This window comes from Myxococcota bacterium (assembly GCA_041389495.1).
GTDB lineage: Bacteria > Myxococcota_A > UBA9160 > UBA9160 > UBA4427 > JAWKRT01.
On record JAWKRT010000001.1, the window covers coordinates 1142487 to 1166584 of the forward strand.

19 protein-coding genes are annotated in these 24098 nt (G+C 75.3%); 9 read left to right on the top strand and 10 right to left on the bottom strand.

Going from position 1 to position 24098, the window contains the following annotated elements:
- Positions 1-115: 115 nt before the first annotated feature.
- From R3E88_05090 to R3E88_05100, 3 genes are all read left to right on the top strand, one after another.
- Positions 116-1639: an AMP-binding protein gene (locus R3E88_05090; GenBank protein MEZ4215832.1), complete on the top strand. Its 1524-nt coding sequence runs from the start codon at positions 116-118 to the stop codon at positions 1637-1639.
- Positions 1640-1700: 61 nt separating this feature from the next.
- Entirely contained in the window at positions 1701-2912 is a 1212-nt protein-coding gene (locus tag R3E88_05095; GenBank protein MEZ4215833.1) for an acyl-CoA dehydrogenase family protein, read from the top strand.
- Positions 2909-3991 carry an acyl-CoA dehydrogenase family protein gene (locus R3E88_05100; GenBank protein MEZ4215834.1) on the top strand — a complete coding sequence of 361 codons (1083 nt, stop codon included), beginning with the start codon at positions 2909-2911 and terminating at the stop codon, positions 3989-3991. The genes R3E88_05095 and R3E88_05100 overlap by 4 nt, the downstream gene beginning before the upstream one ends.
- Before the next feature lie 7 nt (positions 3992-3998).
- Here the strand turns inward: R3E88_05100 and R3E88_05105 are convergent, their stop codons facing one another.
- The 3 genes from R3E88_05105 to R3E88_05115 all read right to left on the bottom strand — a co-directional run bounded on the left by R3E88_05105 (position 3999) and on the right by R3E88_05115 (position 8634).
- Positions 3999-5225 carry a PA0069 family radical SAM protein gene (locus tag R3E88_05105; protein MEZ4215835.1) on the bottom strand — a complete coding sequence of 409 codons (1227 nt, stop codon included), beginning with the start codon at positions 5223-5225 and terminating at the stop codon, positions 3999-4001.
- Positions 5226-5317: 92 nt separating this feature from the next.
- Positions 5318-8317 (bottom strand): M1 family aminopeptidase, encoded by a 3000-nt coding sequence (locus R3E88_05110; protein MEZ4215836.1) that lies wholly within the window; start codon positions 8315-8317, stop codon positions 5318-5320.
- Positions 8318-8355: 38 nt separating this feature from the next.
- Positions 8356-8634: a hypothetical protein gene (locus R3E88_05115; protein MEZ4215837.1), complete on the bottom strand. Its 279-nt coding sequence runs from the start codon at positions 8632-8634 to the stop codon at positions 8356-8358.
- Between the two features lie 281 nt (positions 8635-8915).
- On the opposite strand from R3E88_05115, the gene R3E88_05120 reads away from it, so the two are divergent.
- Both R3E88_05120 and R3E88_05125 read left to right on the top strand, forming a co-directional pair.
- Entirely contained in the window at positions 8916-9542 is a 627-nt protein-coding gene (locus tag R3E88_05120; GenBank protein ID MEZ4215838.1) for a hypothetical protein, read from the top strand.
- 120 nt (positions 9543-9662) lie between these two features.
- Positions 9663-11000 (top strand): sodium-dependent transporter, encoded by a 1338-nt coding sequence (locus R3E88_05125; protein ID MEZ4215839.1) that lies wholly within the window; start codon positions 9663-9665, stop codon positions 10998-11000.
- 18 nt (positions 11001-11018) lie between these two features.
- Here the strand turns inward: R3E88_05125 and R3E88_05130 are convergent, their stop codons facing one another.
- Positions 11019-13412 (bottom strand): glycerol-3-phosphate 1-O-acyltransferase, encoded by a 2394-nt coding sequence (locus R3E88_05130; GenBank protein MEZ4215840.1) that lies wholly within the window; start codon positions 13410-13412, stop codon positions 11019-11021.
- Between the two features lie 227 nt (positions 13413-13639).
- On the opposite strand from R3E88_05130, the gene R3E88_05135 reads away from it, so the two are divergent.
- Positions 13640-15235: a hypothetical protein gene (locus R3E88_05135; protein MEZ4215841.1), complete on the top strand. Its 1596-nt coding sequence runs from the start codon at positions 13640-13642 to the stop codon at positions 15233-15235.
- On the opposite strand, the gene R3E88_05140 is transcribed toward R3E88_05135, so the two are convergent.
- The 4 genes from R3E88_05140 to R3E88_05155 form a co-directional block, all read right to left on the bottom strand.
- Positions 15232-16644 (bottom strand): MFS transporter, encoded by a 1413-nt coding sequence (locus R3E88_05140; GenBank protein ID MEZ4215842.1) that lies wholly within the window; start codon positions 16642-16644, stop codon positions 15232-15234. The two genes, R3E88_05135 and R3E88_05140, sit on opposite strands and share 4 nt — an antisense overlap.
- Positions 16641-17291 (bottom strand): DJ-1/PfpI family protein, encoded by a 651-nt coding sequence (locus R3E88_05145; GenBank protein MEZ4215843.1) that lies wholly within the window; start codon positions 17289-17291, stop codon positions 16641-16643. The genes R3E88_05140 and R3E88_05145 overlap by 4 nt, the downstream gene beginning before the upstream one ends.
- Position 17292: 1 nt before the next feature.
- Positions 17293-17745 (bottom strand): hypothetical protein, encoded by a 453-nt coding sequence (locus tag R3E88_05150; GenBank protein ID MEZ4215844.1) that lies wholly within the window; start codon positions 17743-17745, stop codon positions 17293-17295.
- Positions 17746-17819: 74 nt separating this feature from the next.
- Entirely contained in the window at positions 17820-18806 is a 987-nt protein-coding gene (locus R3E88_05155) for an alpha/beta fold hydrolase (protein ID MEZ4215845.1), read from the bottom strand.
- 113 nt (positions 18807-18919) lie between these two features.
- Between R3E88_05155 and R3E88_05160 the strand changes: the two genes are divergently transcribed.
- The gene (locus tag R3E88_05160; protein MEZ4215846.1) at positions 18920-20029 is read left to right on the top strand and encodes a hypothetical protein; all 1110 of its coding nucleotides are present in this window, start codon (positions 18920-18922) and stop codon (positions 20027-20029) included.
- A gap of 34 nt (positions 20030-20063) precedes the next feature.
- Here R3E88_05160 and R3E88_05165 read toward each other — a convergent pair whose 3' ends face one another.
- On the bottom strand, positions 20064-20843 hold the full coding sequence (locus R3E88_05165) for a methyltransferase domain-containing protein (protein ID MEZ4215847.1): 780 nt from the start codon (positions 20841-20843) through the stop codon (positions 20064-20066).
- A 21-nt stretch (positions 20844-20864) separates the two neighbouring features.
- A complete protein-coding gene (locus R3E88_05170) occupies positions 20865-21674 on the bottom strand; it encodes an SDR family oxidoreductase (GenBank protein ID MEZ4215848.1) in 810 nt (269 codons plus the stop codon).
- Positions 21675-21733: 59 nt separating this feature from the next.
- On the opposite strand from R3E88_05170, the gene R3E88_05175 reads away from it, so the two are divergent.
- A complete protein-coding gene (locus R3E88_05175; GenBank protein MEZ4215849.1) occupies positions 21734-22855 on the top strand; it encodes a DUF2332 family protein in 1122 nt (373 codons plus the stop codon).
- Positions 22856-23035: 180 nt separating this feature from the next.
- Positions 23036-24085 carry a fatty acid desaturase gene (locus R3E88_05180; GenBank protein ID MEZ4215850.1) on the top strand — a complete coding sequence of 350 codons (1050 nt, stop codon included), beginning with the start codon at positions 23036-23038 and terminating at the stop codon, positions 24083-24085.
- Positions 24086-24098 lie beyond the last annotated feature (13 nt).

The window sequence follows — 24098 nt, forward strand, 5'->3', positions numbered from 1 at the left end:
TCGCGCGCGGGCGTACAATGCGGCGGTGCGCTCGGCTTCTCCGGTCACGGGGCGCGGCGCGGCGCCCGCACGCAGGCGGACCGCCCTCTCGGCGGCGCAGGCCGCGTTGTGCGGCATGGGCCTCGCCGTGTCGGCGCGCGAGCATCCCGACCGGCTCGCGCTCGCGTCGTCGCACGGCGACCGCAGCTTCGACCTGCTGAACGCGCGCGCGAACCAGCTCGCCCGCGCGCTCCGCGCGCGCGGGCTCGGCGAGGGCGACGGCGTCGCGCTCCTCTGCGCGAACCGCCCGGAGTTCGTCGTCGCGTTCCTCGCGACGCTGCGCGCGGGCATGCGGCTCGTGCCCATCCACACCGGCCTTCGCACCGGCGAGATCCGCTACGTCGTCGAGGACTGCGGCGCGAGGGCGCTGCTCGCGGACGGGCGCTTCGCCGACGCGGCCGCCGGCGCCGCGCGCGGCCTCGCGCGCATCGACGTGCGCATCGGCATCGGCGACCCCGTGCACGGCTTCGAGGCGTTCGACGACGCCGTCGATGCCGAGAGCGGCGACGACCTCGACGATCCCGTGCTCGGCTCGCAGATGCCGTACACGTCGGGCACGACGGGCCGGCCGAAGGGCGTCTTCCGCCCTCCGGCCGGCGCGCTGCGGCAGCCCGCGCTCGCCGATGCGATGCGCCGCTTCGGCTACGGCGCGCGCGGCGACGTCCACCTCTGCACCGGCCCGCTCCACCACACCGCGCCGCTCGTGTTCTCGCTCGCCATGCCGCTCGGCTGCGGCGTGCCCGTCGTGCTGATGGACGGCTTCGACGCCGAGCGCGCGCTGCGGCTCGTCGACGCCTATCGCGTCACGCACACGCACATGGTGCCGGTGATGTTCCGGCGCCTGCTCGAGCTGCCCGACGAGGAGCGCGCGTGCCGCGACGTGTCGTCGCTGCGCGTCGTGCTGCACGGCGCGGCGCCGTGCCCGCCGAGCATCAAGCGGCGCATGATCGAGTGGCTGGGCCCCGTGCTGTGCGAGTACTACGCCGCGGCCGAGGGCTTCGGCTGCCTGGCGACGAGCGAGGAGTGGCTCGCGCGGCCGGGCACGGTCGGCCGCCCCGCGCCCGGCGACGTCGAGATCCGCGACGGCGAGGGCAAGTCGCTGCCGCCCGGGCAGGAGGGCGTGATCTTCCTGCGCGCGCCCGAGGGCGGCCGCTTCGCCTACCACGGCGACGAGCCGATGACGCGCGCCGCCTACGCGGGCGATCTCTTCACGCTCGGCGACGTCGGCGTGCTCGACGCCGGCGGCTACCTCTACGTGCGCGAGCGCAGCGCCGACGTCGTCGAGGCGGGCGGCATGAACGTGTATCCGGCCGAGGTCGACGCCGTGCTCGTCACGCACCCGGCCGTGCGCGACGCCGCGACCGTCGGCGTGCCCGACGACGCGGGCGGCGAGCGCGTCGTCGGCGTCGTCGAGCTCGCGGACGGCCACGTCGCGAGCGCGGCGCTCGCGGACGAGCTCGCCGCGCTCTGCCGCGCCGAGCTCGCCGCGTTCAAGTGCCCGCGCGAGATCGTCTTCCGCGCGGCGCTGCCGCGCCTCGAGAACGGCAAGATCTACCGCCGCGTCGTGCGCGACGAGGTGCGCGCGGCGCGCGCGCGCTAGCGCGACGTCCCCTTCCACCGGCGTCGCCGCGCGAAGGCGACGCCCGCACCGGGAGCTGCCGATGGACCTCGAGTTCGGACCCGAGTACGAAGCGCTGCGCGAGCGCGTGCGCGAGTTCCTCGCCGCGAGCTGGCCGCCTCCGCCGGACGCGGCGGGGGGCGACGCGAAGGCGCAGGCCATCGCGTTCCGGCGCGAGGCGATCGCGCAGGGCTTCCTCGCGCGCAACATCCCGCGCGCCTACGGCGGCTCCGAGCAGCCGTTCGACCCGCTCGCCGCACAGGTGATCCGCGAGGAGTTCACGCGCGCGCACGCGCCGATGGAGCAGGCGGGCATCGGCACGATGATGCTCGTGCCCACGCTGCTCGAGCGCGGCGAGGAGTGGATGAAGGAGAAGTGGGTCGAGGCGACGCTCGTCGGCGAGGTGCTCTGGTGCCAGGGCTACAGCGAGCCGAACGCCGGGAGCGACCTCGCGTCGCTCGAGACGCGCGGCGAGCTCGTCGGCGACGAGTGGGTGATCCACGGTCAGAAGATCTGGACGAGCGGCGCGCACCTCGCCGACTACATGTTCGCGCTCGTGCGCACCGAGCCGGACGCCGGCAAGCACGCCGGCATCTCCTACCTGCTCCTCGACATGCGGCAGCCGGGCATCGAGGTGCGGCCGCTGCGCATGATGACGGGCGCGGCCGACTTCAACGAGGTGTTCCTCGACGGCGCGCGCACGCCCGCACACTGGATCGTCGGTCGGCGCGGCGAGGGCTGGACGGTGTCGCGCACGACCCTCAAGCACGAGCGCAACTCGATCGGGAACGCGGCGCTGACGCGCATGCAGTTCGACGCGCTCGTGCGGCTCGCGCGCGACGTCGGGCGCCTCGGCGACCCGACCGTGCAGCAGCGGCTCGCCGAGATCGAGGGCTACGTGCTCGCGCACCAGTGGACGGGCTACCGCCAGCTCTCCGCCGACGCGCACGGCCGCAGCGCGGGCATCGTGCAGATGATGAACAAGCTCCACTCGACGAACATCGGCGACATGCTCGCGCGCGCGGCGCTCGACCTGCTCGGCGACGACGGGCTGCTCGTCGCCGGTGAGCGCGTCGGCCAGCGCCCGCCCGCCGACCGCGGCGCGTGGATCGCGCAGTACATGTACTCGCTCGGGATCGCGATCGCGGGCGGCGCCGCGAACATCCAGCGCAACGTCATCGCCGAGCGCGGGCTCGGCCTGCCGCGCGACGCCGCGGCCGATCGCAGCGCCGCGCGCGCGGGAGGGGCGCGATGAGGTTCGAGCTCAGCGACGAGCAGGAGCTGGTGCAGGAGTCGGTGCGCGGCTTCCTCGAGGCCGAGTGCCCGGTCGCGCGGCTGCGCGCGATCTACGACGCGGACGCGCCCTTCGACCCCGCGCTGTGGAAGGGGATGGTCGAGCTCGGCCTGGCGGGCCTCCACGTCGGCGAGGAGCACGGCGGCGCGGGCCTCGGCGCGCTCGACCTCGCCGTCGTCGCCGAGGTGCTCGGCCACGGCGCGGCTCCCGGGCCGTTCCTCGGCCACGCCCTCGCGGCGCGCGCGATCGAGCTCGCGGGCAGCGACGCGCAGCGGCGCGCGTGGCTGCCGCGCCTCGCGAGCGGCGATGCGCTCGGCACGGTCGCGCTCGCCGAGCCCGCGGGCTGGCAGCCCGAGGACTGGGCGCTCGCGCCCGGCGCGGCGCTGCACGGGCGCAAGCTCCACGTGCCCTACGCGGCGAGCGCCGACGTCGTGGTCGTCGGCACGGCCGGCGGCGGCCTCGCGCTCGCCACGCCGGGCGGCGGCCTGCGCGCGACGCCCGAGGCGACCGTCGACCGCACACGGCTCCTCGACGCGCTCGAGCTCGACGGTGCCGCCTGCGAGCCGCTCCCCGGCGGCGCGGCCGCCGCACCCGCCGTGCGCGACCTCGGCCTCGTGCTGCTCGCCGCCGACGCGTTCGGCGGCGCCACGCGGCTCGTCGAGGCGTCGGTCGCGTACGCGAAGACGCGCGAGCAGTTCGGCGTGCCGATCGGGCACTTCCAGGCCGTGAAGCACCAGCTCGCGGACATGGCGCTCGAGGTCGAGCCGTCGCGCGCGCTCTACTGGTACGCCGCGCACGCGCTCGACCGCATTCCCGACCAGGCGCCGCGCGCCGCCGCGCTCGCGAAGGCGCACGTCACCGACCGCTTCCAGCACGTCGCGCGCGAGGCCGTCGAGGTGCACGGCGGCTACGGCTTCACGTGGGAGTGCGAGGTCCAGGTCTGGTTCAAGCGCGCGATGTTCGACCGCGCGTTCCTCGGCACGCCCGAGGTGCACCGCGCCCGCGCGGCGGCGCTCGCGGGCTGGAGCGGCGAGGGCTGAGCGCCGCCTAACGACCGCCGCCCGGCCCGAGGCCGAGCGAGAGCTGGCGGTCGGCCGGCCGGCGGAAGTGCGCGGCCGAGAGCGCGGGCGGCGGCGCGTCGAGCCCGGCGCGGCGCCGGTGGAGCTCGAAGAGCGCGCGGATCTGCTCGGCGTACAGGCCCTCGCCGCGCATGCGCGTGCCGAAGCGCGGGTCCGAGAGCGCGCCGCCGCGCACGTCGCGGATGCGCGCGAGCACGCGCGCGCGCCGCTCGGGCACGCAGCGCTCGAGCCACTCGGCGAAGAGCTCCTTCACGCCGTGCGGGAGCCGCAGCACGATCGACCCCGCGCTGCTCGCACCCGCGTCCTTCGCCGCCCGCAGGATGCGCGGGATCTCCGCGTCGTTGAGCCCGGGGATCACGGGCGCGACCATCACGCCGACGGGGACGCCCGCGCGCGCGAGCGCCTCGATCGCGCCGAGCCGCCGGGCGGGGTGCGAGGCGCGCGGCTCGAGCGAGCGCGCGAGCGCGGCGTCGAGCGTCGTGATGGACACGTCGACGCGCGCGGCCCCGACGCGCGCGAGCGCGCCGAGCACGTCGGCGTCGCGCGCGACGAGCGCGCTCTTCGTGACGATGCCGACGGGGTTGCGGAACTCGGCGAGCACCTCGAGGCAGCGGCGCGTGAGGCGCAGCCGCCGCTCGATCGGCTGGTAGGCGTCCGTCACGCCGCTCATCGCGACGACGCGCGGGCGCCACGCCTTGCGCTCGAGCTCGCGGCGCAGCAGCGCGGGCGCCTCCTCCTTCACGAGGATGCGCGTCTCGAAGTCGAGCCCCGCCGAGAAGCCCAGGTACTCGTGCGTCGGCCGCGCATAGCAATAGGCGCAGCCGTGCTCGCAGCCGCGGTAGGGGTTCACGCTCGCGTCGAAGCCGACGTCCGGACTCTGGTTCGTGGCGACGATCGTGCGCGACGGGTCGCGCAGGTAGAGGGTGCGCGGCGCGGGAGGCGCCGCCTCGCCGTCCGCCTCGGCCGCGCGCAGCGCGTCGTCGAGGGCGTCCGGGTCGGCCTCGTAGGCGAGGCGCTCGAAGCGGCCGGCCGGGTTCGAGGCGGCGCCGCGGCCGCGCGGCGCGGCCGCCTCGGCGCCGCGCGGGGCGAGCCCCGGAGCGGCGGCCGGGCTTCCGGCGCGGACGCGCGCCGCGCCGTCCGGCGACGGCGACGCCGCCGGGGGCGCGGCGGGCGGTGCGGAAGGGGGAGGCGGCATGGCGACGGGCCCTCGCGCGCGGGACGCGCGAGGGCGAAAGTAGGGCGAATATGCGCGGGCGCCAGGCCTCGCCCGGGCGGAGTGCCGCGCCCTCAGGCCTCCGCCGGGTCGCGCAGGTAGCCCTCGAGCCGCGGGCCCTCGCGCGCGAGCAGCGCCTCGTACGACTCGAAGCGCTCGAGCGCCTGCCGGAGCGTGCGCGCGCCCGACGGCACGGGGTTCGCGCGGAAGAAGCGCGCCACCTCGAGGCGGTGCGCGCGCGTCCCGAGCAGCGGCGTCGCCTGCAGCACGCGCGACGCGAGCAGCGCGCCCATCCGCTCGCGCAGTCGCGACCAGCGCGCGCGCGCGAAGTCCCACGTGCGCTCGCGCGCGGCGCGGTTCCCGAGCAGGCGCACGATCACGAACGCGACGTCCTGCGAGGGCACGGCGTCGGTCAGCGCGAGTGCGAGCGTGCGCTCGACGAGCTCCGCGCTCTCGAAGTCGCACAGCGCGAACAGGAAGCGCCGCTGCTCCTGCGGCGTGCGCGCCTCGCGCATCGCGCGTTCGAGCGCGTCGTAGAGCCAGGCGTCGCCGTGCGCGGCCGCGATCGAGACGACCGGGTCGGCGAGGTTCGGCTCGAGGGAGGCGCGATCGGCGAGGTAGCGCCGGCAGCGCTCGGACGCCTCGTCGACGACGCGCGTGGCCTGGCCGATCTGCCCGACGAGCTCGACGATCGCGCCGCGGCGCACGCGCGTCGCGTCGTCCTCGTCGGCGCCGGCGTCGAAGCCGAGCTCGTCGACCTGCGCGCCGAACGCGACCTCGACCCACGCGCGCAGCCGCCGCTCGCACTCGCGCGACACGTCCGGAGCGAGCCGCGTCGCGAGCGACGCGAGCGGTCGCTTCGCCGCCGTCAGCACGTCGGGGTCCGTCTCGGCGCCGAGCGCGTTGACGATGTCGAGCAGCGAGTCGATGCGGGCCTCGCCCGCGCGCGTGAGCGCCCACTGGTGGTCGACGAGCCCCATGCGCTCCGCGGGCGACAGCGCGGGAAGGGCGTCGACGAGCGCGTCGAGCTCGCCCTCGCCGTGCAGCGGGCGGAAGAAGCCGCCCTCGTCGGCGTTGCCGTACACGAAGCCCGTCGCGCCGGCCGGGAGCGCCACGACGTCGCTGCGCTTCGCGAGCAGGTGGCGCACCTCGACGGCGCCCGCGTCCGTCCCGACGCGTCCCACCCACGGCACGGGCCAGCGCACCGCGCGCGTCTCGGCGCCGGCGCGCGCGCCGCGCGGGCGGGCCTCGAAGAAGCGCTCCTGGCGCAGCTCGAGCGCCGTCTCCTCGCGGCGCGGCGCGCGGCGCACGCGCACGACCGGGTAGCCGCTCTGCTCGATCCACGCGCGCGCGATCGGCTCGACGGGCTCGCCCGCGGCCTCGCCGAGCGCGCGCCACAGATCGGCCGCGACCGCGTTGCCCTCGGCGTGGCGCCGGATGTAGGTGCGCACGCCTTCGCGGAACGTCGCCGGGCCGAGGTAGCGCTCGAGCATGCGCACGACCGACGCGCCCTTCTCGTAGGTGATGAGGTCGAAGTTCTCGTTCGCCTCTTCCGGCGTCCGGACGGGCGCGTAGATCGGGTGCGTGTTCGCGAGGGCGTCGAGGTCGAGCGCGCCCGCGCGGTGGTGGAAGAAGTCGTGCCACATGCGCCACGCGGGCTGCCACTCGTCGACGATCTGGAACGCCATCCAGGTCGCGAACGCCTCGTTCAGCCACAGGTCGTCCCACCACGCCATCGTGACGAGATCGCCGTACCACATGTGCGCGAGCTCGTGGCAGATGACCTCCGCCGCGCGCTTCTTCTCGGCGAGCGTCGCGGTCTTCGGATCGAGCAGCAGCAGCGTCTCGCGGAAGAACACCGCGCCCGCGTTCTCCATCGCGCCGAACTCGAAGTCCGGCACGGCGACGAGGTCGAGCTTCGCGTAGGGATAGGGGAGGTCGAAGTAGCGCTCGAGTCGCACGAGCGTCTCGCGCGCGGCCTCGAGCCCGAAGTCGACGAGCGCCTCCTTGCCGGGCAGGTGCCAGACGCGGATCTCGGTGTCGCCGGCGCGCTCCGCGCGCGAGCACGCGAGCTCGCCGACCGCGAGCGCGACGAGGTACGACGAGAGCCTCGGCGTGCGCGCGAAGCGCACCGTCTTCGTGCCGTCGCCCGGGAGCTCGACGTGCTCGACGGGCGCGTTCGAGACGACGGCGTTGCCGACGCCCGTGGACACCGCGATCTGCCAGCGCGCCTTCATCGCCGGCTCGTCGAAGCACGGTGCGAGCTTGCGCGCGTCCGCCGGCTCGAGCTGCGTGAACGCATAGCGGCGCTCGCCCGCGGTCGCCCCGTAGAGCCCCGAGAGGTCGCGTCGCAGGCGTCCCTGGAACGCGAGCTCGATGCGGGCGCGGCCGCGCGGCAGCGTCGCCGGGAGCTCGAGTGCGATCGCCTGCCGCTCGGGATGCGCGACGACGCGCGCGCGCAGCGCGCGCTCTCCCGCGACGACGCGCGCGCGCGCGACGCGGAGGTCGACGGCGTGGAGCTCGATGCGGCGGCGTGCGCGCGCGACGTCGACCTCGATCGCGACCTCGCCGCGGTAGCGATCGCTGCGCGAGGGGTCGAGCTCGAGATGGAGGTCGACTTCGACGGGAACGACGTCGGGCGAGAGCCGGAACGGCTTCGTGCGCGTCGCCGCGCCGCCGCTGCGCGGGCGCGTCGCGCGCGCGGGCCGGCGAGCCCCCTTGCTGCCGCCGCCGCCACCGGGCGTCGCCGCGCGCTTCGCGCGGCTCGCGCGGCTCGTGCGCGCGCCGCCCGCGGCCTTTCGCTTGGGCGCCTTCTTGCGCGATGCGCCCGTCGTCGCGCGCGCGGCGCGCTTCGATCGCGACTTCGCGCCGGCCTTGCCCGCGGCCTTTCGCTTGGGCGCCTTCTTGCGCGATGCGCTCGCGCCGCGCCGCGGCCCGGCGTCGCCGTCCGCGCGCGCGCTGCGCTCCTTCGCCGCGCCCGCGCCGTTCGCACGTCGCGTCGCACCGGCGCGCCGGCGCGCGCCGGCGGGCGCCGTGGGGCGGCGCCGTCCATCCTTGGTTCGCTTCGCGGTCACGGCCCTTCCTCCTCGCTCGCGCCGCCATCGCGGTGCGACTAGCGTCCGACGACCACCCGGCAGATCGCGCGCAGGTGCTCGAGCCGCTCGGCGAAGGCGCGCGAGTCGGCCTCCGTCGCGAACGCGTGCGGCGGTGCGGCGTCGCCGAGCGCGAGCACCTCCTCGGCCGCGGCCACGAGCGAGCGCGGCGACGCGCCCTCGGCGACCCGCTCTCCCGCGCGCGCGAGCGCCGCGCGCCACGTGCCCGAGGAGGGCGCCGCGTCGAGCAGCGCGAGGCAGTCGCCGAGCACGCGCTGGAACTCGCCTCGGACCGACACGCGCCTCCTCTCCCGTCCGCGCCGGCGCGCGAGGACGCTCGCCGCGCGCGCCCTCCGCAGGCATTCACACGCGGCCGGCGATCGGCCCACGCGCGCCGCGCGCGCGAGCGTGGCCCGGGTGCGCGCCGCGAGCAAGGGACGCGCGCTGCGCGCGCGTGCGATTTCGCGCGTCGCGGCGGTCCGGCGGCGCGAGCGAGCGCGTAGGATGGTGTCGCGGCGCGAGCTGCGCGCGCGGGGAGCGCGCGACGGGCGCGCGATCGACGCCGGACCGGAGCGACGGGATGAGCGAGCGAGCGAAGATGTGGTGGGGAATCGGCGTCGCCGTCGCGATCGGCGCCGTGCTCGCGGCGAGCGAGCTGGTCGAGGCGCCCGCCGAGTGGGAGGTGCTCCCGCTCGAGGAGGTCGGCGTGCCGGCGTCCGAGAGCGGTGGATCGAGCGACGCGCGCCCCGGGCTCGCGGCGCCCGCGACGCCTCCGGCCGGTGGCGCGACGCCCGAGGTCGAGGCCGCGCTCGCCGATGCGCGCGCGATTTCCGGGGCGCCCGCGATCGACGCGCCTTCGCGCGCGGTCTCGGCGCCGGCGGACGTGCCGCCGCCGCTCGCGGCGTCGACGCTGCGCGTCGCGCCCGACGGGCGCTTCGTTCCGAACGCCGCGGCCGCCGCCTTCTTCGCCAGTCACTACGCCGCCAACCCGAGCTCCTCCGACGAGCTCGTGCGCGGTCACATCGTGCTCGCGCTGCTCGACTCGCTGCCCGCGCGCGCGGCCGACGAGGCCATCGCCGTGCTCGACCGCTGGCGCGCGGCGCGCGCCGCCGAGCTCGCGCTCGGGCCCGACGCGGACGAGCGCGCGCGTCGCGAGGCGCGCGCGAAGGAGCTCGGGCCCGAGCTCGCGCGCGCCCTCTCGCGCTAGGCGCGTCCGCTTCCGCCTTCGCGATCGCGCGCGGCCGCGGCGAGCGCGATACCTTCCGCCGCCGCATTCGCGCCTCGAACGCGCGCACGTGCTCGATCATCGATCGGCTGGGGGGAATCGATGGCCAACGCACCGCGGGAGCAGTGGACGAGTCGCACGGGCTTCGTGCTCGCGGCGATCGGCTCGGCCGTCGGCCTCGGCAACATGTGGCGGTTCTCGTACCTCACCGCGGAGAAGGGCGGGGCGGCCTTCGTGGTGCTGTACCTGCTCTTCACCGCCGCCGTCGGCGTCCCCGTGATGCTCGCCGAGCTCGCCATCGGGCGCGGCTCGCAGCGGAGCCCGATCGCGGCGCTCGCGCACTACGGCGGCCCGGCGTGGCGTCCGCTCGGCGCGCTGTTCGTCGCGTCGGGCTTCGTCATCCTCGCCTACTACGGCGTGATCGCCGGCTGGACGGTCCGCTATGCGGGCCTCGCGCTCGTCGGCGCGCTCCCCGACGCGCCGGGCGCCTACTTCGAGCGCATCAGCCAGGGCTGGCCCGCCTTCGGGTTCCACGTCGCCTTCATGGCCGCGACGACGCTCGTCGTGAGCGGAGGCGTGAAGGCGGGCATCGAGCGCGCGGCCGAGGTGATGATGCCCGCGCTCTTCGCGATCGTCGCCGGCATCGCGATCTACGCCGCCACGCTCGACGGCGCCTCGGCCGGCTACGCCTACTACCTGAACGTCGACTTCGCGAACGTGCTCGACTGGGACGTCGTCGCCGCGGCGGCGGGGCAGGCGTTCTTCAGCCTGAGCCTCGGAATGGGCGCGATGCTCACCTTCGCGAGCTACCTCGGGCGCGACCACGACCTGCCGAGCGAGTCGCTCATGATCGCGTCCGCGGACTTCGGTGTCGCCTTCCTCGCGGGCTTCATGGTCTTCCCGCTGATCTTCGCGCTCGGGCTGCAGGGCGACGTGATGGGGCAGGACACCGGCACGGTGGGCGCGCTCTTCATCGCGCTGCCGAAGGCGTTCGCCGAGATGGGCGCGGCCGGCCGCGTCGTCGGCTTCGCGTTCTTCGTCGCGCTGATCGTCGGCGCGCTGACGTCGGCGATCTCGCTGCTCGAGGTCGTCGTCGCGGCGGCGATGGACGGGCTCGGCGCTTCGCGCCCCCGCGCGGCCGTCGTCGCGGGCGCGCTGATCACCGCTCTCGGCGGCCTCGCCGCGTGGCGCATCGACGTGCTCGACGCGATGGACACGGTCGCGAACAACCTGTTCCTCGTCGGGGGCGGCCTCGGCCTGTCGCTCTTCTGCGGCTACGCGATGCGCGACGCGCGCGCCGAGGCGCTCTCGGGCTCGCGGGGCGGGCGCTGGACGTGGGCGTGGATGCCGCTCCTGCGCTTCGTCGTGCCGGTCGTGCTGCTGACCGTGCTCGCGGTGTCGATCGACGACACGGTCGCGAAGGTCGTCGCGCTCTTCTAGCGCCCGCGCGCGCCGCGCCTAGCGCAGCCAGCCCGCGCGGCGCGCCGCGCCGAGCGCGGCGATCGTCTCCACCCGCCGCAGCGCGCGCCGGATCTCGGCCGCGAGCTCGCGCCGTCGCTCGGCGAGCGCGTCCGCGCCGGTCGCATCGGGCGCCGGCGCGACGAGCCCGCGGTTGCGCGCGAGCTCGAGCGCGCTCTGGAACAACACCTTCGAGATCGAGTCGGCGCTGTGGATGCGCCGCTGCAGGCGGTACTGCCGTCCGAGGCCGAGGCACTCGTCGACGAGCTTCGCCGCGTCGACGGGAGCCGTGGGCTCCTGGCGTGCCAGGCGGTCGGCGACCACCTGGTAGCTCTCGAGGAAGGGCCGCAGCGCGCGGTGCGCCATGAACGGCCGGAACGACTGCACGAGCCGCTGCGCGCTCTCGCCGCCGGCGGCGATGCGCGCTTCCCAGGCGGGCTCCTGGTGATCGAGCTCGGCGCGCAGCTCGGCGCGGAAGCGCGCCTTGTCCGGGAAGAAGAACTCGAACTTGAGCAGGTCGCGCAGGCGCATGGCCTCGCTCCAGAAGGCGTCGAGCGCGCGGTCGGGGTCGGCCTCGGCGGCCGCGAGCACGGCGAGCTCGGCGATCGCGCCCGTCGTGAAGTAGTGCACCACCGAGTTGCGATAGTAGGCGGCGGTGAGCTCCTGGTCCTCGCCGATCGAGTAGACGGGCTCGTCGCCCGCGTCGAAGCGCGTCAGCACGCCCGTTCCGACGAGCGCGTCGAGCGCCGCGCACACGCCCTCGTCGGTGTCGAAGGCGTCGAGGTCGAACGCGACGGGGAGCTTCCGCTCGCGCACGTAGCCGACGACGTTCCGCACGGCCTCGCGCGTCTCGGCGACGCCGAGCGCGCGGTCGCCGACGCCGAGCAGGGCGAGCGACACGAGCGACGTCGGGGTGAAGGGCGTCGCCCGGTTGATCGCGACCGACACCTCGAATGCGAGCTTGTGCAGCGCGAGCCCGGGGTCGTGCTCGTCGTCGAGCTCGAGGTCGGGCCCGCGCGCGTCGTGCGCGGCGTCGGCGGAGGCCGGCGTGCCCGCAGTCTCCGGGCGGCGGCCGAGCGAATCGCGCAGCGACACGGCTTCGCCGAAGCGGATGTGGATGTCGCCGTACGCGCCGCCGAGCGAGCGCAGCACGCCGACGAACCAGCCGAAGCCCTCGGCGCGCTTCGCCCCGCCGCGCTGCTCGTGGCTGTACGCGCCGACGTCGACGATCTGGTCGTAGGCGATCGAGACCGGCACGAGCACGACGTCGTCCGCGCAGCCGCGCCGCCACGCGTCGACGACGTAGGCGAGCATCCCGAGGCGCGGCGGCAGCAGCTTGCCCGACCGCGAGCGGCCGCCCTCGATGTACCACTCGAGCGGGAAGCGCTTCTCGACCAGGTACTCGACGTAGCTCCGCAGCACCTGCTTGTAGAGCGCGTCGTCCTTGAACGTGCGGCGGATGAAGAACACGCCGCTGCGGCGCACGAGCGGCCCGACCGGGAAGAAGTTCATGTTGATGCCGCCGGCCGTGTGGTTCGGCGGGAGCCCGTTCTCGTGGAGCGCGGACTGCAGCACGAGGTGGTCGAGGTTCGACTTGTGCGAAGGCAGGAACACGACCGGGTGCTGGGCGGCGATGCGCGCGATGCCCGCCATCTGCTCGCGGTCGTATCGCAGCTTCCCGTAGCCGCGCGTGTAGAGCCCGCGGATCGCGTGCGCGACGAGGTCGATCACGAACGGGCTGTGCGAGGCGGCGATCTCGCGCAGCATGCGCGCGGCATCGCGCTGCGCGCGCGCGGGCGCGCGTCCGACGTCGCCGGCGAGGCGCGCGACGGTCGCGCGGAACGCGGGCCGCCGGAGGATCTCGTCGCGCACGAAGCGCGGCACCTTGTAGCGCGTGCCGCGCACGCGCCGTTCGGCGCGCTCGAGCGCGAGCATCGCCTGTCGCGCGACGTACTCCGCGAGCCCCGCCGTCTCGATGCCGCCGGCCGCGCTCCAGCGCGCGCGCAGCGCGGAGAGGCGCGCGGGCTCCGCGCGCACGACGTGGCAGCGGTCCGGCGCGCGCCGCGCGATGGCGCGCTGGCGCAGCGCGCCGGGGTCGCGCGGGTCGCCGAGCCGGAGCAGGTCGGAGAGGCGTGCACTCCGCTCGCCGTCGCGCAGCGGCGCCTTCCACACGACGCGCAGCGGCACGAGCTCCGGGTCGCCGTCCGCGGCGATCGCCACCTCGAGCGCGCCGAGCGCGACGCGCCGCCGGCGCCGCCGCGACGGGGGGATCGGGACGAGCTCGTCGTCGCGCGCGGCCGCGTCCTCGTGCTCGCGCACGAAGCGCTCGAGCAGGCGCTGCTCGAAGCGACTCGACGCGTCGAGGAGGTAGAGCGGCGCGTCGGCGCGGGCCATGCTCCCATCCTACTCCTCCGCGCGCGCGCGCAGGCGACCGGCGCGGCGCGCGCCGCCGCGGCCGCCCGCGCTACGGGCGCGCGCGACGGCGACGCGACGGTGCTCACCGGCGCGAAGGAGCTCGTCGCGGACACGGCCACCGCCGACCTGTTCGTCGTCGTCTACCGAAGCGGCGCCGACCCTGCGACGCCGGTCGCCTAGCGACGGAGGTGCGCGTGGGAGACGCGATGGACGCGAGGAGCGCTGGGGCCGCGGACGGGGCGCGCGTCGCGCGGCGGGCCGGTGAGGCGGAGGGCGCGAACGGCGCGCGAGCGGCCACCCGGGCCCCCGGTGCGAAGCGCGCCGCGGACGTCGCCCCGCTGCACCCGCGCGGGCTCCGCGGCGTCGGGCTGGCGTCGGTCGAGGGCTGGGCGCTGGTCGCGGCGGGCCTCGCGTGGCTCGCGTTCGCGAGCGACGGCGGCGTCGTGCGCGGGCTCGCGGCGGGCGGCGTCGGCTGCGTCACGCTCGGCGCCGGGATCGGCGTGCTGCTCTACCCGGGCGACCTGCGCATCGTCTCGTTCGGCGCGCTCGCGTCGCTGGCCGGCCTCGCGGTCGCCGCGCTCGGCGCCGTCGCGTTCGGCTTCGCGACGTCGCTCGGTCTCGTCGCGCTCGCCGTGGTGGGCTGGCTCGCGTCGGGGCGTGCGTCGCTCGCCTGGACGTCGCCGACGCCGGGTGTTCCCGAGCGCGAGGATTCGCTTCGGCTCGCCTCGAAGGTGGCGATGGACGAGGCGCTGCTCGCGAGCTTCCACCTGCGGCTCGACTTCCCGACCGGCGCGCGCCTCGAGCAGATCGTCCGCGAGACGCTCGCGCTGCGCGAGCGGCACGCGGCGCTCGGCTCGCGCGAGAACCCGCTCGCCGTGCACCGGACGCCGCCGCCGCTCGACGCGCCTCGGCTCGCACCCGCGCGCGCGGCCGGGCGCGACTTCGAGCACCTCGCGTTCGAGAGCGAGTGGGAGCCGCAGGTCGGCGAGCCCGGGCGCGAGCGCTGGCTGTCGCACACGGCGAACCGCACCGCACACGCCTACGTCGTGCGCAGCGACCCGTCCGCGCCGTGGCTCGTCGCGATCAACGGCTATCGCATGGGGCTCGCGCCGATCGACCTGCGCCTGTTCGACCCGCGCCTCTACGTCGACCGCATGGGGCTCAACCTCGCGATCCCCGTGCTGCCCCTGCACGGGCCGCGGCGCATCGGGCGCTTCTCGGGCGACGGCTACCTCGACGGCGACCCGGTCGCGTTCTTCCACGCCGAGTGCCAGGCGATCTGGGACCTCCGCCGCATCGTGTCGTGGATCCGCGCGCAGGGCGGCGAGCGGATCGGCGTGCTCGGCCTCTCGCTCGGCGGCTACAACTGCGCGCTGCTCGCCTCCGTCGAGGAGGGGCTCGCGTGCGCGATCGCGGGCATCCCGGTCGCCGACTTCTCGCGCATCCTGTGGACGCACGGGCCGCCGTGGCTCATGCGCGCGTACGAGAAGGCCGGCCTGCCGCGCGAGGAGATCGCGTCGCTGCTCGCCCCGGTCGCGCCGCTCGCGCTCGATCCCAGGGTGCCGCGCGAGGGGCGCGCCGTCTTCGCGGGGACGGGCGATCGCATCGTTCCGCCCGAGCACCAGCGCGACCTGATCGCGCACTGGGACCCGCCCGCGCGATGCTGGTACCAGGGCGGGCACGTCACGTTCCGGCTCGATCCGGAGGTCGAGCGGCTCGTGCGCGGCGTGCTCGCCGCGCGGCTCGCCCCCGCGGCGAGCGGCGCGGGGGCTGCGGCGCCGCGGCGGGTCGCGGACGCCTAGCGTCCGGCGTCGGGCGACGCGCTCCGCGCGGCGCCGTCGAGCGCCGCGCGCACCTGCGCGTGCGCCTCGCGCGAGAGCGCGTAGCGCGACGCGATCGCGATCGCGACGGCGAGGAAGAACGCGGGAGCGAGCGTCGCCGCGACGCGGATCGCGAGCAGCGCGCTCTCGGGCTGCTCGGGCTGCCGCGCGACGTAGCCCGTCAGCTCGAAGGCGAGGCCCATCAGCAGCACGCCGGTCGCGCCGCCGATCTTGCGCAGGAACGTGAACACGCCGTTGTACACGCCCTCGCGGCGCTGCCCGGTCGCGAGCTCGTCCTCGTCGATGACCTCGCCGATCATCGCCCACGGCATGAGGTCGGCCGCGCAGTAGCCGATGCCGATCAGCGCGATCAGCGCGTAGACCGCCGCGCGCGGCGTCCCGGGCCCGACGAACAGGAACATCGGGACGAGCAGCAGCGCCCACCAGCCCGCGCCGAACGCGAACAGCCGGTGCTTGTCGAAGCGCGTCGCGAAGCGAAGCCACAGCGGGAGCGCCGCGATCGACGAGACGAGCAGCGTCAGGATGTAGAACGCGAACGTCATCTGCTCCTCGCGCAGCCACGACGCCGTGTAGTAGGCGAGCGACGCGCCGGCGAGGTCGACCGCGATCCGCGCCGCGATGAACAATGCGCACAGCCGCACGAAGTTGCGGTGCGAGCGCAGCTGGCGGAGCCCCTCGCGCAGCGGCGGCGACACGCGGCGCGGCGCGCCCGGCCTCTCGAAGCTCACGCGGTGGACGGCGAGCCAGGGCAGGAGCAGCCAGACGCCGAAGAGGGCGCCCGCCGCGGCGTAGGCGTCCGCGTCGCTGCCCCAGGCGTCGGCGAGCACGCGCATGCCCATCGCGAAGATCGTCCCCACCACCGCGCAGCCCGCGCGGAACGCGTTCAGCGACGTGCGCTCGTCGTAGTCGCGCGCCATCTCGGGCAGCAGCGCGAGGTAGGGCACCGAGAGGATCGTCGTCGCGAGCGAGAGCGCGACGTAGACGGCGAGGTAGTACGCGAACATCGCGCCCTGCGACGCGAAGGGCGTGCGCCAGACGAGGGCGAAGCAGACGGCGAACGGCAGCATCCCGATCAGGAAGAAGGGCCGCCGCCGGCCGCTGCGCCACGTCCGCGAGTCCGAATAGCGTCCGACCAGCGGGTCGGTGATCGCATCGACGATGCGCGCGCCCCAGACGACCGCGGACGCGAGCGCCGGCCGCAGCCCGGCGACGTCGGTGAGGAAGTAGAAGAACAGGAGCGAGAGCGCGGACAGCGACAGGTTGACGGTGTGGTCGCCCAGGCCGAACACGAGCTTGCGCAGCGGGCCGAGGTGGGGCGCCGGCGCGGGCGGCGCCCCGGTCGGCGCGATCTCGGAGGCGGCCTCGCTCACACGTCGGCCGTGTAGGGCGGCGCCGGGTCGTACTCCATCATGCGCTGCGCGAGGCGCGCGTGCGCGACGCCCCAGATCTGCCCGACCACCCAGAGCGCCATGTCGATGCCGGCCGAGACGCCGGCCGCCGTCACCAGGTTGCCGTCGCGCACGTAGCGCACGCCGTCGAGCACCGTCGTGTCCGGATAGCGTTCGCGCAGCGTCGGCACGAACGCCCAGTGCGTCGTGACGCGGCGTCCGCGCGCGAGGCCCGCGCCCGCGAGCACGAGCGAGCCCGTGCAGACGCTCGTCACCCACGTGCAGCGCGGTGCGACCTCGCGCAGCCACGCGAGCAGCGCCTCGTTCCCGACCTCGCGGCGCGTGCCGATGCCGCCCGGCACGAGCACGACGTCGAGCGGCGGCGCGTCCTCGAACGCGCAGTCCGGCACCACGCGGAGGCCCTTCGCGCAGCGCACGACGTCGCGCGTCTGCGCGACGAGGTGGACGCCGAGGTCGGGAGCGGGCGCGGCGGGGTCCGGGCTCTCGGCGCCGCCGCGGTGGGCGCGCTTCGCCATGGAGAACGCCTCCCAGGGCCCGACGAAGTCGAGCTCCTCGGCGTTCGGGAACACGACGATCCCGATCGTCGGATCGAGCGGGTCGGTGGCCACGCTAGGCGAGCCGCCAGCGCCGCGCGGGCTCGCTCCCGGCGTCGTGCTCGATGCACTGCACGTCGAACCAGATGGGGAGCAGGAAGCGCACGTAGAAGGCGCGCACGGTCGTCCCGCCGGTGACGAGGTCGTCGTACTCCTTGATCTCGACGCGCGGGTCGCGCTCGCGGCGCTTCCTGCACTCCTCGAGCAGCGCGTCGACCTCGGCGCGCGTCTCGTAGAGGAAGCCCAGGTGGTCGAAGCCCGGGCATTGCAGGTGCTGGCGCTGCTCGGTCACGAGGAGGAACTGGCTCGTGTCGGGGTCGGTGCGCAGCAGCAGGCCCGTCTGCTTGAGGATCGGGACGTCGAGCGACTCGAACCCGAACACCTCGCCGTAGAAGCGCTTGATCTCGTCGCGCGAGGCGTCGAGCGCGCCCTTCGGCACGGTCAGCTCCATGTGGTTGAAGCGAAGCATCGGCGTCCTCCCTCGAGCGCGCGCGGAGTCTGTCACACGGGGCGCCGCGCTGAGAAGGGCCGGGCGCCCGCCGGTCAGCCCGCGTCCGAGAGCGCCTCGCTCTCGACGAGCGGCCGCCCGACGTTGCGCGCGATGAAGCCGAGCACGCGGCGCGACCACTCCGCGGGGTCGCGGTCGACGAGCGCGGAGTGCGTCGCGCCGTCGAGGATCCAGAGCTCGGCGCCGGGGGCGGCGGCGGCGAGCGCGCGCGTGTGCGCGACGTCGATCAGCGCGTCGTCGGTGCCGTGCGCGAGCAGCAGCGGGCGCGGCGCGATCCGCTGCACCGCCTCGAGCGGTGTCGGCAGCGCGCTCGCGCCGAGCCGCCAGACGACGGCGTGCCCGACGGCGCGCAGGAACGCGCGGCCGAGCGGCCCCGTCATGCCGTAGGTGCGACCGCCCGACTCGACCATCGCCGGGATGTCGGTGAACGCGTTGATCGCGACGACGCCGTCGATCGCCGGGTCGCTCGCCGCCGCGAGCAGCGCGCTCGCCGCGCCCTGCGACGTCCCGATCACGACCACGCGCTCGAGGCCGCGCACCTCCTTCGCGTGGCGAACGGCGGCCGACACGTCCTCGTGCTCGCGCACGCCGAACGACACGCCGCGCGCGGCGCCGTCGCTCGTGCCGTGCTCGCGGCAGTCGAACATCAGGACCGGATAGCCGGCGCCGCGCAGGAGGGGAAGGTGGCGGAGGAAGTCGCGGCGGTCGCCGCCCGCGCCGTGGACGGTGACGACGCCGATGCGCGCGAGCGGCCTCCCCGGCACCCACCACCCGCGCAGCGTCGAGCCGCCCGGCCCGGCGAACTCGACGTCCTCGAACGGGATGCCGTAGTCGATGCGCGGGTCGTGCAGGCCCGTGCCCCACCACTCCGCGCGGTCGCTCGCGTCGACGAGGCCCTCCTCGGGCGTGCTGTGCACGTACCACTCGGGGTAGAGCGCGTGCTCGGCGGCCCAGAGGACGGCGACGACGCCGGCGGCCGCGAGCACGGCGAGCACGGCGAGCGCGACGGAGATGCGGCGCATCGCGCGATCATGCCCGCGGCGCGCAGGCGGGTAAAGGCTCCCGTCGCCGCGCCCGCGCGCGTAGGATCGCCCGCTGCACGCGGCCGCGCCGCCGCGCGAGCCCAGGAGGAACGATGCCGCTCGGACCGCTCGACGACTACCTCGTGCACCAGACCACCGACCCCGTCGATCACGTCTTCACGAGCGATCGCAACTTCTACGACCGCTACTACTTCAACCTCCACGCGTCGAGCGACGAGCTGTTCCTCGTGACCGGGCTCGGGCAGTACCCGAACCTCGGGGTCACCGACGCCTTCGTGTGCGTCTCGCACGGCGACCGGCAGTACACGGTGCGCGCGTCGCGCGAGCTCGGCAGCGATCGCATGGACACCTCGGTCGGGCCGTTCCGGTTCGAGGTGCTCGAGGGGCTGCGCCGGCTGCGGCTCGTCTGCGAGGAGAACGAGTGGGGCGTCGCGTTCGACGTCGTCTTCGACGGCGTGCACGAAGCGCTGCTCGAGCCGAAGACCGTGAAGAAGTCGTTCGTGCGCACGACGTACGAGACGACGCGCTTCGCACAGGTGGGCGGCTACGGCGGGACGCTCACGGTGGCGGGCCGCACCTACGACGTGCAGCCCGACCGCTGGAAGGGCGCGCGCGATCGCTCGTGGGGCGTGCGTCCGGTCGGCGAGCCCGAGGCGCCCGGCATCCGCGCGAACGAGCCCCGCGCGGCGGGCTTCTTCCACAACTGGCTGCCCATGCAGTTCGACGACTACCTGCTCAAGGTCTACATCGAGGAGGGACCGGACGGAGAGCGCACGCTCGAGGAGGCCGTGAAGGTCCCGAACTTCGGCATCGACGCGCCGCACGAGCTGCTCGGCTCGCCGACGCACCGCATGACCTATCACCCAGGCACGCGCGAGGTCGCCGGCGCGACCATCGGCTTCGCGCACTCGCCGCTCACCGTGAAGACGACGCCGCTGCGCACCGTGAACCTCGGCATGGGAAGCGGCTACATGCCGCAGCCCGACTGGGCGCACGGGATGTACCAGGGCCCGCTCGTCGTCCAGGGCTTCGAGTACGACGCGTCGACGCCGCAGGCGCGCGCCCGGACGTTCGGCCTGAACGAGACGCTCTCGCGCTTCGACGCGAGCGACGGCGACGTCGGCTACGGCATGCACGAGAACCTGATCGCGGGAATCTACCGCCCGTACGGCTTCGACCGCCCCGACAGCGTCGCGAAGTGAGGGCGTCGGCGCCGCGCGCCGCGCGCGGGCTCGCCTAGCGTCGCCGCGCGCGGCGGCGCGCGACGAACAGCCAGTCCCAGGGGAGGGGGTCGCGCAGCAGGCGCGGCGCCCGCCCGCCCGGCAGCTCGAAGTACGCGCTCCACGGATACTCGACGCGCGCCTCCTCGACGACGTCGAAGCCCGCGTCGTCGAGCGCGCCGAGCGCCTCGCCGCGCAGGAAGTGCTTCGTGCGGGAGCCGTCGAGGTCGATCACGCCGTGCAGCAGGTCGCGCGCGGCGGCGGCCGTCGGCGCGATGCCCTCCCGCAGCAGGGCGGCGCCGCGCAGCCCGGAGCGGCGGTTCCAGGCGACGAGCCGCTCGTTCACCCACAGCGCCGCTTCGAGCGACGGGACGACGAGCAGGAGCGGCGCGCGCGGCGCGAGCGTCGCGCGCACGTGGCGGAGCATGCGCGCGCGATCCTCGTGCGAGGGCATGATCCACGCGTTCACGCAGATGCCGAGCTCGACGCCGCGCAGCCCGGCGACGGGCCGCCGCAGGTCGGCGCGCCGCAGCTCGACGTTCGGCAGGCGCTTCGCGCGCTCGCGCGCGACGGCGAGCAGCTTCGGCGCGAAGTCGAGCCCGACGACGCGCTCGAAGCGCCGCGCGAGCCGCGGCAGCTGGCGCCCCGTGCCGCAGCCGTAGTCGCACGCGAGGCGCGCGCGTCCCGCATGGGCGCGGAGCGCGCGCCGGAATGCGCCGCGCACGTCGCTGCCGACCGGGTCGAAGACCTCGTCCTCGAAGTCCTCGTGCATGGCGTCCCAGAAGCTCGAGCGCATGCCGCCTCCCGGACCGCCGACCTAGACGCCGAACGTGCGCCGGATGAGCTCGACGCTGATGCCGTCGGGGAGCAGCCGTCGTCCGATCGGCACGAGCCACGACGCGTCGCCGACCGCGTGGCGGACGCGCGGGCGCCGCGCGACGAGCGCGCGGTGGATCGCGCGCGCGACGACGATCGGCGGCGGCGCCTTCGGCAGGCTCGTGCGGATGTGCTCCTCGCAGGCGCGGATGCGCGCGCCGTACACGGAGGAGGATGGGTCGCCCCAGTCCATCGCGTCGTTGAAGGGCGTCGCGATGTCGCCCGGCTCGACGAGCGTGACGCCGATGCCGAGCGGCCCGACCTCGTTGCGCAGCGCGAGCGCGAGCGCGTCGATCGCGGCCTTGCTCGACGAGTAGTGCGACTGGAACGGGATCGGCGCGCGCCCGGCGAGCGAGCCGACGAGCACGACGCGCCCGCGGCCGCGCTCGCGCATCGCGGGCAGGACGGCGCGCAGGACGCGCAGCACGCCGAAGTAGTTCGTGTCGAGCTGGCGGCGCGCGGCGTCGACGTCGGTCTCCTCGACGCTCCCGAAGATGCTCATGCCGGCGTTGCAGACGACCGCGTCGATCGCGCCCGTCGCGGCGCGCATCGCGGCGACGGCGCGGGAAACCGACGCGTCGTCCGTCACGTCGAGCGCGAGCCACTCGACGCCGTCGGCGTCGGGCGACGGCGCGCGCTCGCGGCGGCTCGTGCCGAAGACGCGGAGGCCGCGCCGCGCGAGGAAGCGCGCCGTCTCCGCGCCGATGCCCGACGAGGCCCCCGTGACGAGGACGTTCTCCGCTGCCTGCATGTCCCCTCCGCGCGCGGCTCGCGCGCGACGCTACCACGCGCGCGCGCTACACCGACGCCGTGGCCGCGGCACGCACCGGAGCCCTCCTCGAAGCCTTCCACTTCCAGGCGCAGGCGTGCCGCGGCCTCGGCGCGCCGCTCGCCGCCGCGCTGCTCGATCGCGCGCGCGAGGACATCCGCGACGGCGGCCCGGTCGCCGCGCTCCTGGGCGACGTCGTCGACGATCCGCTGCGCGCCGCACTGCCGCTGCGGCTGCTCGCGGGGCTGCACCGGCTCGTCCTGACCGACGAGGCGCACGACCTCGCGGCCTACTGTGCGAGCGTCGGGGGCCGCTTCGACGCCGCACCCGGCTCGCGCGATGCGGACGCCGCGGGCGACTGCATGCTCGCGCTCGTCGCGGAGAAGTCGGCGCGGCTTCGCCCCCAGCTCGCGGTCGATCCGCAGACCAACGAGGTGGCGCGGTCGGGCGCGCTGTTCGGCGGCTTCCTGACGGTCTGGAAGCGCGCGAACCTCCCGCTGCAGCTGCTCGAGCTCGGGGCGAGCGCCGGCCTCAACCTGCGCTTCGACCGCTATCGCTACCGGCTCGGGATCTTCGAGTGGGGCGACGCGCGCTCGCCCGTCTTCGTGCACCCGCGCTGGGTGGGCGACTTCCTGACACCCGCCGCGCGGGACTTCGAGATCGCCGAGCGCGCGGGTTGCGACCTCGCGCCCATCGACGTCGCAGACCCGGAGCAGGCCGTGCGCCTGTGCTCGTACGTGTGGCCGGACGATCGCGATCGCTTCGATCGTCTGCGCGCGGCCATCGACGTTGCGCGCGCACACCCGGTCGCGATCGACCGCGACGATGCGCTCGACTGGCTCGCCGACCGGCTCGCGGACCGGCGGCCCGGCCGCGCGACCGTCGTGTTCCACTCCGTGTTCCAGCAGTACCTGTCCGCCGCGGATCGCGCCGAGCTCGAGGCGATGCTCGACGCCGCGGGACGCGAGGCGCGCATGGCCATGCCGCTCGCGTGGCTGCGGCTCGAGCAGGAGGAGCTCGTGTTCCGCCTGCGGCTGCGCAGCTGGGATGCCGCCGGGCGGCGCGACGAGCTGCTCGCCGAGGCCCACCCGCACGGGCGCTGGGTCGACTGGAAGGCGCGCGGGCTGCGGCCGATGATCGGCGAGGTCGAGGACGAGGGCTGAGGCGCGCGCCCGCCGGGATGCAGCAATCCGGAGCGTAGGCGATCGCCCCCAAAAGGTTTTTCCGCCAGTAGTCGATGGTGCGGCCGTCCGTTATGGTTCGCGGCCGCCGGAGCGGATGATGGTGGAGCCCGGCGGCCAATCCGACAGCGACGGTCTCGTGAAGAGAGGGCTTGGAACCTGATGCAGGGCGTCGTCGAGACGTCGGCGCATTCGTCGACGCAGGGTTTCGATGCGGCCGACATCCGTCGGCGCTACGGGAACGCGTTCCGTCCCCGACCCTGGATCTACTGGACCGACATGCTCGCCTCGGCGGCGGTCGGGTGGGCGGCCTTCGCGGAGGCGCTCGCCCAGCCGCTCGGCTCGGCGGCCTGGGGCCTCTGCCTCGGCATCGCGATCTTCGCGCATCTGCGCTCCGTCCTGTTCATCCACGAGCTCACACACCTCGCTCCCGATGCGCTCCCGGGCTTCGAGGTCGCGTGGCACGCGCTCGTCGGTGCGCCGCTCCAGGTGCCGAGCCTGATGTACGTGGGCTCGCACAACGACCACCACAAGCGAACGGCGTTCGGAACCGTCGACGACCCCGAGTACGCGTTCATCGCGAGCTACAGCCGCTGGCGCATCGTGCGCTTCGTCGTGAGCGTCGCGTTCGTGCCGCTCGTCCTGCCGCTGCGCTGGGGCGTGCTCGCGCCGCTCTCCTACCTGTTCCCGCCGCTCCGCCGGCTCGTCGTCGAGCGGCTGTCGACGCTCGGCATCAACCCGCAGTACCGCCGCCCGATGCCGAAGGGCTCGGCCGCGCGGCGCTGGGTGCGCCAGGAGACGGCGCTCGGCGTCGTGTTCTGGCTCGCCGTCGGCGCGTGGGCGATGGGCTGGATCGGTCTTCCGTTCTGGGCGACGTGGGTGTGCATGACGGGCGGCATCCTGCTCATCAACCAGGTCCGCACGCTCGCCGCGCATCGCTACGAGCGCGACGGCAGCCAGTGCGGGACGGTCGATCAGGTGCTCGACTCGATCAATCTGCGCGGGCTCCCGATCCTGACGGCGCTCGTCGCGCCCGTCGGGCTCCGCTACCACGCGCTGCACCACTTCCTGCCCGCGGTTCCCTACCACGCGCTCGGCACGCTCCACCGAAAGCTCGTTCGCGAGCTGCCGCAGGAGGCGCCCTACCACCGGACCGAGGCCGAGGGCGTGCTCGCGGCCGTGAAGCACCTCTGGTCGAAGGCGCCGGCCTAGCGAGCGCCGCGCC

What these genes read in the sequence shown, in the direction of transcription:
- R3E88_05170 (MEZ4215848.1), bottom strand. Translation starts at nt 21,674, where the DNA reads ATGCAGGCAGCGGAGAACGTCCTCGTCACGGGGGCCTCGTCGGGCATC.
- R3E88_05165 (MEZ4215847.1), bottom strand. Translation starts at nt 20,843, where the DNA reads ATGCGCTCGAGCTTCTGGGACGCCATGCACGAGGACTTCGAGGACGAG.
- R3E88_05150 (MEZ4215844.1), bottom strand. Translation starts at nt 17,745, where the DNA reads ATGCTTCGCTTCAACCACATGGAGCTGACCGTGCCGAAGGGCGCGCTC.
- R3E88_05180 (MEZ4215850.1), top strand. Translation starts at nt 23,036, where the DNA reads ATGCAGGGCGTCGTCGAGACGTCGGCGCATTCGTCGACGCAGGGTTTC.
- R3E88_05160 (MEZ4215846.1), top strand. Translation starts at nt 18,920, where the DNA reads ATGCCGCTCGGACCGCTCGACGACTACCTCGTGCACCAGACCACCGAC.
- R3E88_05090 (MEZ4215832.1), top strand. Translation starts at nt 116, where the DNA reads ATGGGCCTCGCCGTGTCGGCGCGCGAGCATCCCGACCGGCTCGCGCTC.
- R3E88_05100 (MEZ4215834.1), top strand. Translation starts at nt 2,909, where the DNA reads ATGAGGTTCGAGCTCAGCGACGAGCAGGAGCTGGTGCAGGAGTCGGTG.
- R3E88_05105 (MEZ4215835.1), bottom strand. Translation starts at nt 5,225, where the DNA reads ATGCCGCCTCCCCCTTCCGCACCGCCCGCCGCGCCCCCGGCGGCGTCG.
- R3E88_05120 (MEZ4215838.1), top strand. Translation starts at nt 8,916, where the DNA reads ATGAGCGAGCGAGCGAAGATGTGGTGGGGAATCGGCGTCGCCGTCGCG.
- R3E88_05125 (MEZ4215839.1), top strand. Translation starts at nt 9,663, where the DNA reads ATGGCCAACGCACCGCGGGAGCAGTGGACGAGTCGCACGGGCTTCGTG.
- R3E88_05135 (MEZ4215841.1), top strand. Translation starts at nt 13,640, where the DNA reads ATGGACGCGAGGAGCGCTGGGGCCGCGGACGGGGCGCGCGTCGCGCGG.
- R3E88_05155 (MEZ4215845.1), bottom strand. Translation starts at nt 18,806, where the DNA reads ATGCGCCGCATCTCCGTCGCGCTCGCCGTGCTCGCCGTGCTCGCGGCC.
- R3E88_05095 (MEZ4215833.1), top strand. Translation starts at nt 1,701, where the DNA reads ATGGACCTCGAGTTCGGACCCGAGTACGAAGCGCTGCGCGAGCGCGTG.
- R3E88_05130 (MEZ4215840.1), bottom strand. Translation starts at nt 13,412, where the DNA reads ATGGCCCGCGCCGACGCGCCGCTCTACCTCCTCGACGCGTCGAGTCGC.